The sequence below is a fragment of the Nocardia sp. X0981 genome (genome assembly GCF_977089955.1).
On record NZ_OZ372435.1, the window covers coordinates 1,656,531 to 1,671,146 of the forward strand.

7 protein-coding genes are annotated in these 14,616 nt (G+C 68.6%); 5 read left to right on the top strand and 2 right to left on the bottom strand.

Going from position 1 to position 14,616, the window contains the following annotated elements; genetic code table 11:
* Nucleotides 1-54: 54 nt before the first annotated feature.
* Nucleotides 55-894 carry a neutral zinc metallopeptidase gene (locus tag ACYR7D_RS07300; protein ID WP_459548857.1) on the top strand — a complete coding sequence of 280 codons (840 nt, stop codon included), beginning with the start codon at nt 55-57 and terminating at the stop codon, nt 892-894.
* 1 nt (nt 895) lies between these two features.
* Here the strand turns inward: ACYR7D_RS07300 and ACYR7D_RS07305 are convergent, their stop codons facing one another.
* Entirely contained in the window at nt 896-1,585 is a 690-nt protein-coding gene (locus tag ACYR7D_RS07305) for a TetR/AcrR family transcriptional regulator (protein ID WP_459548858.1), read from the bottom strand.
* Nucleotides 1,582-3,855, bottom strand: a complete 2,274-nt coding sequence (locus ACYR7D_RS07310; RefSeq protein WP_459548859.1) for an MMPL family transporter — start codon at nt 3,853-3,855, stop codon at nt 1,582-1,584. Before ACYR7D_RS07310 ends, ACYR7D_RS07305 begins: the two co-directional genes overlap by 4 nt.
* Before the next feature lie 133 nt (nt 3,856-3,988).
* On the opposite strand from ACYR7D_RS07310, the gene ACYR7D_RS07315 reads away from it, so the two are divergent.
* From ACYR7D_RS07315 to ACYR7D_RS07330, 4 genes are all read left to right on the top strand, one after another.
* Nucleotides 3,989-6,529, top strand: coding sequence for a DNA polymerase III subunit gamma and tau (locus ACYR7D_RS07315; protein WP_459548860.1), 2,541 nt, complete (start codon nt 3,989-3,991; stop codon nt 6,527-6,529).
* Between the two features lie 296 nt (nt 6,530-6,825).
* The gene (locus tag ACYR7D_RS07320) at nt 6,826-8,037 is read left to right on the top strand and encodes an acetyl-CoA C-acetyltransferase (RefSeq protein ID WP_459548861.1); all 1,212 of its coding nucleotides are present in this window, start codon (nt 6,826-6,828) and stop codon (nt 8,035-8,037) included.
* A gap of 45 nt (nt 8,038-8,082) precedes the next feature.
* A complete protein-coding gene (locus tag ACYR7D_RS07325) occupies nt 8,083-10,233 on the top strand; it encodes a 3-hydroxyacyl-CoA dehydrogenase NAD-binding domain-containing protein (RefSeq protein WP_459548862.1) in 2,151 nt (716 codons plus the stop codon).
* Nucleotides 10,234-10,886: 653 nt separating this feature from the next.
* Nucleotides 10,887-14,612: a protein kinase domain-containing protein gene (locus ACYR7D_RS07330; RefSeq protein WP_459550065.1), complete on the top strand. Its 3,726-nt coding sequence runs from the start codon at nt 10,887-10,889 to the stop codon at nt 14,610-14,612.
* Nucleotides 14,613-14,616 lie beyond the last annotated feature (4 nt).

Genomic DNA, 14,616 nt, shown 5'->3' on the forward strand with positions numbered 1-14,616 from the left:
TATCGGGTGCCGAACGCGCCCCGGCCGCGTTCCCGCCGCAGTAGCGGCCGATCGTTGACGCTGATACTGGTCGCGATCTTCGTCGTGCTCATCGCGCTGGTGCGCGGCGCTCTGGACTCGGGCGGACTGCGGGTGCTCGGGCCGCAGCCGGATCACAGTTACGACACCGGTGCCACCGGCCCCGCCGAAACCGGGCGCAACCCGCTGCTCATCGATCCGGATGCCACACTGCTTCCGGCGAATTGCGAATACGCGCAGTGGTCGACCGACGAGGACGCGGCCCGTGCCTTCTTCGAAAGCGCCGAGCGGTGTCTGGAAGCGGCCTGGCGTCCGGTACTGGTGGACGCGGGATTGCCGTTCGAACCGCCCACGGTGCGTGTCTCGGCGACCACCGAGGGGATTTCGACTCCCTGCACCGGCTCCACCAGTGATTTCGCCGCCTTCTACTGTCCTGCCAACCGTACCGTCTACATGCCGATCAGCCAGTTGCAAACCGACTACTACAAGGACAACTGGGTGGTCTATCTATCGGTTTTCGCGCACGAATACGGACATCACATCCAGAACCTGTCCGGTATTCTGCTCGCCGCCAACAGCCAGCGGGTCGATGTGGGTGCTCAGAGCCCGGAAGGTCTGGAGTTGTCGCGGCGGGTCGAGTTGCAGGCCAACTGCTTCGACGGCATGTATCTGGTTTCCTCGGCCGACGGCGGTGCGCTGACCCAGCGGCAGATGACCGATGCGCGTACCGATGCCGATCACCGCGGTGATCAGCACGGCGATATGCGCGACCACGGTACCCCGGAGAACGGCGGGCGGTGGTTCGGGCTGGGAGTCGAACACAATCTGACCGCCGAATGCAATACCTTCACCGCCCCGGCCGAAGCGGTCGGCTGAATCAGCCGGTTCCGGAGCCGCGCACCCGTGCGCGCAGCGCCATCAGCCACTGGGTGGTCTCCGCCGGGGACGCCCCGGGGCCGATCAGTTCGGTGACCACATGACCGGCGCAGGCCGCGTCGAGCACCCGCTGGGCCACGGCCATCGGATCACCCCACGGCAGAAACGGTTTGGCCAGCAGCAGGGAGGCGATACCGTGCGCTGCCGCCCACAATTCCAGCACCAGTGGGGTGGGATCGCCGCGGTCGATCAGCCCCTCGGCCATGGCTTCTTCCACGGTGGCGGCGAAGTATCGGAAAGCGCCGCTGGTGAGAACGAGATCTACCGCCCCGCGAGCCGGTGTCGGGATAGTGGCCAGCCGGTACTGCTCCGGGTGGTCGAGGGCGAAACGGATATAGGCGAGACCGAGCCGGCGCAGCCGCAGCGCCGGTGGGTCGTGCGGGTCCACCGCGGCCCGCATCGCGGTGTTCAGGGCTTCGAACACTTCGGCGACGGCGGCTTCGATCAGTGCGTCCTTATCGGCGAAATGCCGGTAGATCGAGGGCGCGCTGACGCCGACGCGGTTCGCGACCGCCCGGATCGATACCGCGCCGACATCACCGGTGCGTTCGAGCAGTTCCCTGGTGGCGGAGAGGATCTCCTCGCGTAACCGGGCGCCGGATCCGCGCGGGGAACGTGGGCGCCCGGTCATACGCGAACCGGGGGTGCGGCGGCGGGCGTATCGACCGGTTCCTCGGTGAAGCCGATCCGGGTGTGCAACCGGGCCAGCGGTTTCGGCGCCCACCAGTTGAGCGGGCCCAGCAACCGCATCAGCGCGGGGACCAGCAGCGCCCGGATGATGGTGGCGTCGGCGAGAACGGTCAACGTCAAGCCCAGGCCCATCAGCTGGATGAACGAGACCGCGGAGGTGGTCAGGGCGCCGATCACGATGGCCATGAGCACCGCCGCGGCCGTGAAGATCCGGCCGGTCCGGGCCACGCCGATCGCGACGGACTGCGTATTGTCCTCGGCCGCGTATTCGTCGCCGGCGCGACCGGCCCGGCGCCGCAGCCATTCCTCCCGGATACGGGACAGCAGGAAGACCTCGTAGTCCATGGAAAGGCCGAAGGCCAGGCAGAACATCAGGATCGGCATGGTCGGCACCAGATAGCCGACAGCGGTGAACCCGAGCACTCCCTCGAGGTGGCCCTCCTGGAATATCCACACCATGGCGCCGAACGCCGCGGTCAGTGAGAGGGTGTTCAGCAGCAGGGCTTTCAGCGGCAGGAACACGCTGCCGGTGAACAGGAACAGCACCACGAACGTGGTCACGACGATGAGAAGCGCGGCGAGCGGAAGGCGTTCGGCCAGCGCGTCGAGCGAATCGTCGTTCATTGCGGCGGCGCCGCCGAACAGCGCGGGCGCGGGCGCGGGCACCGCCCGCAGAGCCGCCAACTGGTCCCCACCGGCCGGTGAGAACGGGTCGAGGGAACTGGTGACGGACAGGTAGGTGCCGGTGCTGTTCGTCATACCCGGTGGGGTGGACGCGAGCCGGTTCCCGGAGACGTAGACGCCCGCGCCGGACAGTACGGCGGTGACCTCGTCGACCTCGGACAACCGGGCCGCGTACGCGCCCACGGCGCTTTCGTCGTGGAAGCCGTCGAGCACGATCGTGGTGTTGCCGCCGGGGTCGGCGCGGGGGAACTCGGCGCGGATCTCGTCGCCCACCTGGCGGCTGGCGGCCGAGCTCGGCAGCACTCTTTCGTCGGGGTAGCCGAACTTCACGGAGAGGAACGGTGAGCCCAGGGCCAGCAGCAGCGCCACGATCACCACCGAGACCGGGACCGCGTAGCGCATGACCCGCAGCACCAGCCGGTACCAGTGGCTCTGCTCGGGCGCCAGGATACCCAGCGGGCTGGGTTCGCGGCCGAACAACCGCAGTAGCGGTGCGCGCAGATCCAGGGCGTCGATCCGGTGTCCGAGCAGTACCAGGGCCGCGGGCAGTACCACGAGTGAGGCCGCCGCAGCGGCGGTGACGACCGCCACTCCGGAGTAGGCGAACGAGCGCAGGAAGTACAGATCGAAGACGAGCATCGCCGACAGCGACAGGGCCACGGTGAGCGCGGAGAACAGCACGGTGCGGCCGGCGGTCTGCAGGGCGCGCACGGTGGCCGCACGCGGGTCGAGGCCGTTGGCGAGTTCCTCGCGGAACCGGCTCACGATGAACAGGCTGTAGTCGATGGCCAGGGCCAGCCCGAGTGCGGTGGTGAGGTTCATCGCGTAGATCGACACATCGGTGAAGAGTGTGAACAACCGCAGGATCGCCAGGGTGGCGGCAATGGCGAAGAGGCCGACCAGCAGCGGTAGCGAGGCCGCGATCAGACTGCCGAACACCAGGACGAGCACCACTAGGGTGAGCGGGATGGCGGCGGCTTCGGCCACGGCGAGATCATGGGTGATCTGCTCGTTCACCTCGTGGAAGGTGGCGGCCGCGCCGCCTGCCCGCACGGTGACCCCGTCGGCCGTACCGGTCAGTTTGGCGCTGAGCGTTCCCGCGCTCTGCTGGATCTGTGTTTCGTCGCCGTCCAGGTGCACCGCGATCAGGCCGGCTCGGCCGTCGGTACTGCGCAGAACGCTGGCCACCGCGGGCGACGGGGCGGACCAGTACGACTGGATATCGGCGGTGTTCTCATGAGCGCGGATGGTGTCGGCGATGTGCTGGGCCCGCGCCCGTACCGGGGCCGCGTCGACACCGTCGGGTGATTCGACCAGCAGGATGTAGTTGGGTACGGCGCCGTCGAAGTTGTCCGCCAGTAGTTCGGTGGCCCGGGTGGATTCGGCGTCCCAGGAGACGAAACCACCGGATTTCAGCCCGCCCGCGGCGGTGGCGCCGAAGATACCGCACAGCAGTGCGACGACCAGCGCGCCGGCGAGTATCGCGCGCGGGAATCGGGTGACGAACTGTGCGATTCGGATCAGCATCGAGAACCCCCGGCCGGTAAGTTAATGGCGTTAGCGTAACGCTGTTAACTCAATGCGGGAAGGGGTGCGCGGAAATCGGCCGTGAGCCGAGACCGGGCCCCGCGCTGTCGGGGTTCGCCGGTAGTCTCTGGCCGTGGCTCTGTACCGGAAGTACCGACCGGCAACGTTCGCTGACGTGGTGGGCCAGGAGCATGTCACCGACCCGCTGTGCACCGCGCTCGACACCGGCCGGATCAGTCATGCGTATCTGTTCTCCGGCCCGCGTGGCTGCGGTAAGACCTCCTCGGCCCGGATTCTCGCCCGTTCGCTGAACTGCGTACAGGGGCCCACCTCCACGCCGTGCGGTACCTGTGCCTCCTGCGTATCGCTGGGGCCCGGTGGTGGTGGCAACCTCGACGTGATCGAGCTGGACGCCGCCAGTCACGGTGGGGTGGACGATACCCGCGAACTCCGCGACCGGGCCTTCTACGCTCCCGCCGAATCCCGCTACCGGGTCTTCATCGTCGACGAAGCGCATATGGTCACCACCGCGGGATTCAACGCGCTGCTGAAAATCGTCGAGGAACCGCCGGCGCATCTGATCTTCGTGTTCGCCACCACCGAACCGGAGAAGGTGCTGCCCACCATTCGTTCGCGGACCCACCATTATCCGTTCCGGCTGCTCCCCCCGGCCACCATGCGAGGACTGCTGGGCGATATCTGTGAGCAGGAGCGGGTGCCCGTCGAGGAATCGGTGTACCCGCTGGTCATCAGGGCGGGCGGCGGTTCGCCACGAGACAGCCTGAGCGTGCTGGACCAGTTGCTCGCGGGAGCGGGAACCGAAGGCGTGACCTATGCGCGCGCCGTCGCGCTGCTGGGGGTGACCGATGTGGCGCTGATCGACGACGCGGTGCACGCGCTGGCCGACCACGACGGCGCGGCGTTGTTCGGCACCGTCGACCGGGTGATGGAGGCCGGCCACGATCCCCGGCGGTTCGCCGTGGACCTGCTCGAACGGCTGCGGGATCTCATTCTGGTGCAGGCGGTTCCCGACGCCACCGAACGCGGTTTGGTCGCCGCCCCCGCGGATCTGCTGGAGCGGCTGCGGGAACAGGCCGCGCGTATCGGTCCCGCGACCCTCACCCGCTACGCCGAGCTCTTGCACGCGGGGCTGGGGGAGATGCGCGGCGCCACCGCGCCCCGGTTGCTGCTGGAGGTGGTCTGCTCCCGCATGCTGCTACCCGCCGCCGACGATTCCGCGGCCGCGACGCTGCAGCGGCTCGAACAGTTGGAACGCCGGGTGGCGGCCGGAGCGACGGCGCCGGGTGAGGGCGCTACGCCCGCGCCCGGCCCGGACGGTCCGGCGCCCGTCCGGGCTCCGGACCGTCCGGCGGATCCGGCGCGCCGCCGCGGTGCCGAGGCCCTGGCCGCGCTGCGGGAATCCAAATCGTCGCGGGCTTCGGCGCAGTCCGGCGCTGATGCCGTAGCACCGGATGCGCCCGGCCCGGTACGACCGGCCGCCGGGGCGGGCGGGCCCGATGCGGAATCCTCGGCTCTACCGTCTGTTTCGGTTGATCACACGGCCGCCGGGGCGGCGGATCGGAGTCCGGCCGCCGGGCGACAACCGGAGCCCGAACCCCGTGGGGAAGCGGACAGGGCCCCCGCGGCCGGGGCGGAGCCGGAGCCGGGACGATCGCGATCCGCCGGCGCGGATACGGCGCATCGTGCGAACGCGCTCCCCGCGGCGGACCCGGCGGAGATACCGCGCGATACGGGCGCCGACCGTCCACTCGATCCGCCCGAAGGGGGCCCGGCGGCCACCGGCGGTGTTTACGATCCGGCCGAGGAGGATCCGGCGCCCACCGGACCGGAACTGCTGGCCGCGGTGGAGGCCGCCTGGCCGGAGATCAAGGTGAAGGTCCGGGAATTCGGGCCGACGATCGGCGCGATGTTCACCTCGGGGGCGACGGTGGCCGGGGTCGAGGACGGGGTGATCGTGCTCGCCCATCACGCGGCGCTGGTGCAGCGCCTGTCGCAACCACAGTCCTTGTCGGCGGTGCGGGCCGCGGTCACCGCGGTGCTCGGACGGGAGCATCCGGTGCGGTGGGTGGTGACGGGGCAGCAGGTCTCGCGTGGTCCCGGGGGACGGGAACGCGGTGGCCGACGGCCCGGTGATACCGAATCCGGTGATGCGGACGGGGGTCGTCGAGGCGCACCGCGACGCGCCGGGGCGGGCCGGCCGGGTGACGCGCCGGACGAGCCGGTCCACGGCGACAGCGCGACCGGGGCGGCGGAGAGCGCCCCCCTGGCCCGCGAGGGCGATGCCGGCCGGGCCTCCACGAGCCGGCCGGGTGGCGGCGGTGACGCCGAGCCGAATCGCGCATCCGGGCGGCGGAACACGTCGGGGCCACCGAAGTATTCCCGGCCGAGCCGGGCCCGGACCGGTGGTGCCACGCCTGCCGAGAACCCCTACGACGATATTCCGCCGCCGGACTATCCGGATCTCCCCGACGATCCCGGTCCGGCGGATTACGGTTACGGTGCGGGCGCGGTCCCACCCTCCACGCCGGAGGAAGAACAGGAGATGCTCGCCGAGTCGGCGCGGCCGGTTGCTCCCGGTGATCGTCGCGATCCGGACGAGGTCGCTCTGGAATTGCTGGCCAGTGAGCTCGGCGCCACCCCGTTGAACGGTTGACAACCACCGGTTCGGCAACGTTAAGTTAACCGGAGTTCGCATCCGGCGGTACTATGGGCGGGTGGCTGCGGACTCCGGTAGGGCGAGGTTCTATGGTTGGCCGTGACACGCGGGCCATCGGACACCGTCTGTCGGTTCGTGCCGCGGTTTGTACAGCGTATGCCCGCGCGGGCGACCGGCTCGCCGGCGCTGCTCAATTGAATACGGACGGTCGGTCGAACGGCCGGTCGGCGAGGTAACTCGCGTCTGTTCCGCCAGGTGCGGGCGGGCGTATTCCTAGGAAGGGACACTCCGATATGACCACAGAGGCCTACATTTACGAGGCCATCCGCACCCCGCGCGGCCGCAACAAAAAGGGTTCGCTGCACTCGGTCAAGCCGATCGATCTGACCACCGGGCTGGTTCAGGAGCTGCGCAACCGCTTCCCCAACCTGGACGAGGACCGGATCTCGGACCTGATCCTCGGTGTGGTCTCCCCGGTCGGTGACCAGGGCTCCGATATCGCCCGCACCACCGTGCTGACCTCCGGCCTGCCGGAAACCGTCGGCGGCGTGCAGATCAACCGCTTCTGCGCCTCCGGCCTCGAAGCCGTGAACATGGCGGCCCAGAAGGTGCGCTCCGGATTCGAGGACCTGGTGCTCGCCGGCGGCGTCGAATCCATGTCCCGGGTGCCCATGGGCTCCGACGGCGGTGCCTGGATGCTCGACCCGGCCACCAACTACGACACCTACGTCGTACCCCAGGGCATCAGCGCCGACCTGATCGCCAGCATCGAAGGCTTCTCCCGCGAGGACGTCGACGCCTACGCCGTGCGTTCGCAGGAACTGGCCGCCAAGGCGACCACCGGCGGTTACTTCGCCAAGTCCATCGTGCCGGTCAAGGACATCAACGGCCTGACCGTGCTCGATCGTGACGAGCACATGCGGCCCGGCACCACCCTGGAAGACCTGGCCAAGCTGAACCCGTCCTTCGCCGGAATCGGTGAGATGGGCGGCTTCGACGCGGTGGCGCTGCAGAAGTACCACTTCGTGGAGAAGATCGAGCACGTCCACCACGGCGGCAACAGCTCCGGCATCGTCGACGGCGCCGCGCTGGTGCTGGTGGGCACCGAAGAGGCCGGTAAGGCCTCCGGCCTGACCCCGCGCGCCCGGATCGTCGCCACTGCCACCAGCGGTGCCGACAGCACCATCATGCTCACCGGCCCCACCCCGGCCTCGCGGAAGGTGCTGGCCAAGGCCGGTCTGACCGTCGACGATATCGACCTGTTCGAGATCAACGAGGCCTTCGCCTCCGTCGTGCTGAAGTTCCAGAAGGATCTGCAGATCCCGGACGAGAAGCTCAACGTCAACGGTGGCGCCATCGCCATGGGTCACCCGCTGGGTGCGACCGGTGCCATGATCACCGGCACCATGGTCGACGAACTGGAGCGTCGTAACGCCCGGTACGCCCTGATCACCCTGTGCATCGGTGGCGGTATGGGTGTGGCCACCATCATCGAGCGCGTCTGACCCGACCGAATTCGGACTTTCCATTCACCAGGAGATAGAAAAACCGTGAGCGAAGCCAACATGATCGGTTGGGAGAAGGATTCGGACGGCATCGTCGTACTGACGATGGACGACCCGAACCAGGGCGCCAACACGATGAACGACCTCTACAAGAAGTCGATGACCGCGACGGTCGAGCGGCTCGAGGCCGAGAAGGACGACATCACCGGTGTCGTGCTGACGTCGGCGAAGAAGACCTTCTTCGCCGGTGGTGACCTCAAGAACATGATGCAGGTCGGCCCGGACGACGGCCCCGCCCTGATGGCGGAACTGACCGAGATCAAATCCGCGCTGCGCCGCCTGGAAACCCTCGGCAAGCCGGTCGTGGCCGCCATCAACGGCGCCGCCCTCGGTGGTGGCCTGGAGATCGCCCTGGCCACCCACCACCGTATCGCTGCCGATGTCCCCGGCTCCCAGATCGGCCTTCCCGAGGCCACCCTGGGCCTGTTGCCCGCCGGTGGCGGCATCATCCGCACCGTGCGCATGCTCGGCCTGCAGACCGCGCTCATGAGCGTGCTGCTGCAGGGTCAGCGCAACAAGCCGGCCAAGGCCAAGGAAATCGGTCTGGTCGACGAGCTGGTCGGCTCGGTGGAGGAACTGGTCCCCGCCGCCAAGGCGTGGATCAAGGCCAACCCCGAGGGCGGCGTCCAGCCGTGGGACAAGAAGGGCTTCAAGATCCCCGGCGGTACCCCCGCCAGCCCCTCCTTCGCGGCGACCCTGCCCGCGTTCCCGGCCAACCTGCGCAAGCAGATCAAGGGCGCCAATATGCCCGCACCGCGCGCCATCATGGCCGCGGCGGTCGAGGGTTCGCAGGTCGGCATCGACGATGCCTCGCTGATCGAATCCCGCTACTTCGTGCACCTGCTCACCGGGCCGGTCGCGAAGAACATGATCCAGGCGTTCTTCTTCGACCTGCAGACCATCAACAACGGTGGTTCGCGTCCCAAGGACGTGCCGAAGAAGGAGATCAAGAAGGTCGGCGTGCTCGGCGCGGGCATGATGGGCGCCGGTATCGCCTATGTGTCGGCCAAGGCCGGCTACGAGGTCGTGCTCAAGGACGTCACCATCGAGGCGGCCGAACGCGGCAAGGGCTACTCGGAGAAGATCGAGGCCAAGGCGCTGTCCCGGGGCAAGACCACCGAGGAGAAGTCCAAGGCGCTGCTCGACCGGATCAAGCCGACCGCCGATGTGGCCGATTTCGACGGTGTCGACTTCGTGATCGAGGCGGTCTTCGAGAGCACCGAGCTCAAGCACAAGGTGTTCCAGGAGATCGAGGACATCGTCACCCCGGATGCGCTGCTGGGCTCCAACACCTCCACCCTGCCGATCACCGGCCTGGCCAAGGGTGTGAAGCGTCAGGAAGATTTCATCGGCATCCACTTCTTCTCGCCGGTCGACAAGATGCCGCTGGTGGAGATCATCAAGGGCGAGCGGACCTCCGACGAGGCCCTGGCCCGGGTGTTCGACTACACCCTCGCCATCAAGAAGACCCCGATCGTCGTCAACGACAGCCGCGGCTTCTTCACCTCGCGCGTCATCGGCACCTTCGTCAACGAGGCGATCGCCATGCTCGGTGAGGGCATCGAGCCCGCCACCATCGAGCAGGCCGGTTCGCAGGCGGGCTACCCGGCGCCGCCGCTGCAGCTCACCGACGAGCTGAACATGAAGCTCATGCAGAAGATCGCCAAGGAGACCGAGGAAGCCCTCAAGGCCGGTGACGCCGCCATGGGCACCGACCGGCACCCCGCTCTCGACGTGATCGACTACATGATCGAGCAGGGACGTCCGGGCCGGCTGGAGAAGGCCGGTTTCTACGAGTACGACGAAAACGGCAAACGTCTCAACCTCTGGCCACAGCTGCGCGAGCACTTCAAGACCGTTCGCGATTTCAACGTGCCGCTGCAGGATCTGATCGACCGCATGCTGTTCGCCGAAGCGATCGAGACCCAGAAGTGCTTCGACGAGGGCGTGCTCGAGTCCACCGCGGATGCGAACATCGGCTCGATCTTCGGTATCGGGTTCCCGGCCTGGACCGGTGGTGTGCACCAGTTCATCGTCGGCTACCCCGGCGGCCAGGAAGGCTTCGTAGCCCGGGCCGACGAGCTGGCGGAGAAGTACGGCAAGCGCTTCGAGGTCCCGGCCTCGCTGCGTAAGTAGGTAGCGATCCGGGCGGGTCGAGTCCCGCCCGGACCGAACACCGCGCACAGCCCGCCCCACCGTGTGGGGCGGGCTGTGTTCATTTGCCCCGCCTGCGGCGGGGCGGGTTCGGGGCCCCCTTGTGTCTCGGGTCTTCACTCCCGCCGGTCGGTCGCTGCGCTCCCTCCCTCTGGTCGCTCCAGACCCGAGACGGGCCCCGAACCAGCGGGGACACCCTCCGGAACGGTACGACTACGGAAAAGCACGATCACGGAGGGTCTCCGGCCGGGGGAAGTCCTCCGTATGTGCTGCCAGGGGGCGAGCATCATGTGCTCCTCGTTGCGGAATCGTTCCGGAACCGGGACGGATGCGGCGGCTACTCGGGTCCGGCCCTCCAGCGTCGATCGCGGCTGCCGGGGTGCTCCCTTGCCGCGGCGAACGGCGGGGACACGCGAACAAAGCCAAACCGCCCATCGGAGTATCCGGCGCGCTACGTTGGAGGTGAAGACCGGAACGGCGACGCGGCGGTGTGCGGCACCGCGGCCGATTCGTTACGAGTGCGAGGTGGTGAGATGACTCCACGAACGCGTTCGGGCCCCCAGGGCCGCGAATCGGATCACGCCTACGTCGTCGAGGATTCCGGCGAGCCGGGTGACGCCGGGCCGGAGCCCACCATGGCGGTCGAAAGGCCGGAAGCGCTGGCCGCCGGCGAACCGGAGGAGGGGATCGTCGAGGAACTCGCCGCTCTCGGGTTGAGCGAGGCACAGGAGATCGGGCGCGGCGGGTTCGGCGTGGTCTACCGCTGTGTGCAGCGGGCCCTGGACCGGGTGGTCGCGGTGAAGGTGCTGCCCTCCGATCTGGATACCGAGAGCCGGGAACGGTTCCTCCGCGAAGAACATGCCATGGGCAGACTGTCCGGGCATCCGAATATCGTCGATATCCTGCAGGTCGATGTGACCGCCAGCGGTCTGCCGTTCATCGTGATGCCGTTCGCCACCCACGGGTCACTGGAGCGGCTGGTACGAGAGGTCGGCCCTCTCCATTGGGCGGATACCCTGCGGGCGGGAGTGAAACTCGCCGGTGCCATCGAGAGCGCCCATCGCGCCCGGATCCTGCACCGCGATGTGAAGCCGGCGAATGTGCTGCTCAGCTCCTACGGTGAGCCGCAGCTCACCGATTTCGGGATCGCCCGGATGCCCGGGGGGTTCCAGACCTCGAGCAGCCAGATCACCGGCTCACCGGCCTTCACCGCTCCCGAGGTGCTCAAGGGCGCCGAGCCCACGGTGCGCTCGGATGTGTACGGGCTGGGCGCTACATTGTTCGCGCTGCTCACCGGGCACGCCGCTTTCGAGAGGCAAGCAGGGGAGAAAGTGGTGGCCCAGTTCCTGCGGATCACCACGCAACCGGTACCCGACCTGCGGGAGCAGGATATTCCCGCGGATGTGGCCGAAGCCATCGAGAAGGCGATGGCGCAGGACCCACGGGACCGGCCGTCCTCCGCGTACGAGTTCGGCGAAATGCTGCGCGCGGTGCAGGCCGCGCACGGGCAGCTCCCGGACGAGATGGCATTACTGGACCCCGAGGTCACCGCGGTGGACGCGCTCCCCCCGGTGCACGACCGGCCCGCGCCGGCGGTGACCGCCCGCCGCAGCTGGCCGCTGCTGCCGCCGGCGCTGTCGGCCGGGCACGGTTCCGCAGAGCCCGGCCCCGCCTCCGGCTCGTCCGGTGCTGTTTCCCCGGACGCCGGTATCGATACCGGTTCGGGGCCGCAGGGTGGGGGCCGGGGCAGCGTCACAGGTGGCGCGCACAACCTTTCGCCAGGGACGGGGCGGGGCCGGCACACCACACGGGCGCGTCCATCCGGGGTCGAACCATCCGACAAGCCCGCCCCGGCGACGCTGCCGCCCAGCCCGGCGACCAAGTTCCGCCCGCCGACCCCGCCCCGGGAACCGGTGCGCCGCCCCCGGCTGCTCGATATTCTGCGCGCGGGCGTCGAGCGCCGGCTCACGGTGATCCATGCCCCGGCCGGTTTCGGTAAAAGCGTGCTGGCCGCGCAATGGCGCGATGAGCTGGCCCTGCTGGACCTACCCGTCGCCTGGATAGGGATCGACAGCGGCGACGATCACGAGGTCTGGTTCCTGGCCCATCTGATCGAGGCGATCAATCGGGTGCGCCCGGATATCGGTTCGGGGCTGGGGCAGATGCTCGAGGAACGGCCCGCGGATACGGTCTCCTACGCCGTATCCAGCCTGATCGACGAACTGCACACCAGCGGCGACCCGGTGGTGGTGATCATCGACGACTGGCATCGGCTCAGCGATCCGGGAGCGCTGAGGGTGCTGTCCGCTCTCCTGGACAGCGGCTGCCATCATCTCCGGTTCGTGGTGACCAGCCGAGACCTCTCCGACCTTCCGATCGGCCGGATGCGGGTGAACGACGAACTGGCGCAGATCGATTCCGCGCAGCTGCGGCTCACCCGCGCCGAGACCGGGGAGATCCTGGTGCGGCGCAACGGGTTCGACCTGAATTCCGAGCAGTTGGACCGTATTCACGAGGCCACCGACGGGTGGCCGGCCGCGATACAGCTGATCAGCCTGGCCCTGCGAGACGATCCCGCTTCCGGCCGGCTGCTGGACCGGCTTTCCGAGGGTGGGCACGGTATCCAGGAATACCTGGCCGAGAACGTGCTGGACACACTCGAACCGGAAATGCTCGGTTTCCTGTCCGCTATCGCGGTGGCCGAAAAGGTGAACGGGTCGCTGGCCATCGCACTCACCGGCAAGACCGAGGCCCCGCGGCTGCTCGAAGAGGCCGAGCGGCGCGAACTGTTCCTCCGGCGTACCGATGAGGACCCCGAATGGTTCCGGATGCAACCGCTGTTCGCCGAATATCTGCGGGCCCGTTTGGAACGGACCCGGCCGGGCCGGGTGAGAACACTGCACCGGCGTGCCGCGCGCTGGTACGCCGAGCATCAACTGCTGCGCAAATCGGTGGACCATTCGCTGGCCGGTACCGATTTCAAAGCCGCGCTCGACCTGCTGGAGAGCGGTGGAATGGATCTGATCGACGCTTCCCGCGTGGCGACGCTGCTCGGGTCGGTCTCGAAACTCCCGGTACAGCAGGTGGCTTCGCGTTCGAAACTGCTGATGGCCGTGGCCCGTGCCAATGTGAATCTGCAGCAGTCCACAGCGGCGCGTTCGGCGCTGAGCCGATTGTCCAATGTGCTGTCGCGAAGCTCCGAAGACGACAGTGAGGTGCGTAAACAGCGGTGCCAGGCCGATGTGCTCGCCGCCGCGGACGAAATCGCGCACGATCGCTGGACCGGAGTGCAGGATCTGGTGGCCGAATCGCTGCGTCACCCGGACGAACTTCCCGCCTGGACCGTGGCGACCGCCGCGAATATCCATGCCTACGTACGTCTCTGCGAATTCGATTTCGCGGCGGCGACCGAGAAGCTGGAGTGGGCGCGCCCCTATCAGGAGCGGTCCCGGGAGCCCCTCGCGGAGATCTTCGCCTGGTGTGGCCGCGGACTCCTCGCCTACGAGCAACTCGATGTGGCGGCCGCGATGCGGGCCTATCAGCGGGCCTACGAGGTGGCACGGACGCGGGCGGGGCCGCGTTCGCACGGGGTCCGGGCCGCCGCCGGGCTGCTGGGAGAACTCGAGTACCGGCGCGGTGATCTATCCGCCGCCGAGGAGCTGCTGGACGAGAGCTATCAGCTGGTGGCCCGAGTCGGTCCGATCGAATCGCTGATCGCCACCATCGTGACCGGGGCCCGGGTCAAGGCACTGCGTGGTGATCTGCCGGCGGCCGCGGTCCGGTTGTCCGAGGGCGCGCGGATCGCCGCCGACCATCAACTCACCAGGCTGGACGCGCAGATCCGCGCCGAACAGATCCGGCTCGGGCTCGTGCCGCCCGGCCGGGGCGTCCCTCCGGAGCACACCGGCAGTGCGGTGTGGAGCAGCGGAACGAACGGGGCCGCCGTACCACCCACCGCCCTGGTTTCGGAGGCCGGTGAGATCGCCGTCATCCGGGAACTATTAGCCGGGGACGACCGCTCCGCGCACGAACGAGCCGCCCGGCATGCCCGCGCACTGTACGGTCGCACAGGCGAACAGCGGCGACCACGAGCTCAGCTCGATATGTCGCTACTGCTCGCCGAATGCCTGGCGGCCGCGGGCTGGGTGGGCGAAGCGGCTGCTCTGCTGGGGCCGATCGTGTCGGCCTGCGCCGAAGCCGGCTGGTCCCGCCCGCTGCTGGACGCCGGCCCGGCGGTCCGCGAGATCCTGCGGGTGGTCCGCGACGACCTACCGACGATCGCGCCCGACGGGAAGGACGCGGTTCGCCCCCTGGGGGAGAGCCGCGTCTCCATCCGTTTTCTCGACGAGCTGCTCGGCTGAGCGG

What these genes read in the sequence shown, in the direction of transcription:
- ACYR7D_RS07305 (WP_459548858.1), bottom strand. Translation starts at nt 1,585, where the DNA reads ATGACCGGGCGCCCACGTTCCCCGCGCGGATCCGGCGCCCGGTTACGC.
- ACYR7D_RS07330 (WP_459550065.1), top strand. Translation starts at nt 10,887, where the DNA reads ATGGCGGTCGAAAGGCCGGAAGCGCTGGCCGCCGGCGAACCGGAGGAG.
- ACYR7D_RS07310 (WP_459548859.1), bottom strand. Translation starts at nt 3,855, where the DNA reads ATGCTGATCCGAATCGCACAGTTCGTCACCCGATTCCCGCGCGCGATA.
- ACYR7D_RS07320 (WP_459548861.1), top strand. Translation starts at nt 6,826, where the DNA reads ATGACCACAGAGGCCTACATTTACGAGGCCATCCGCACCCCGCGCGGC.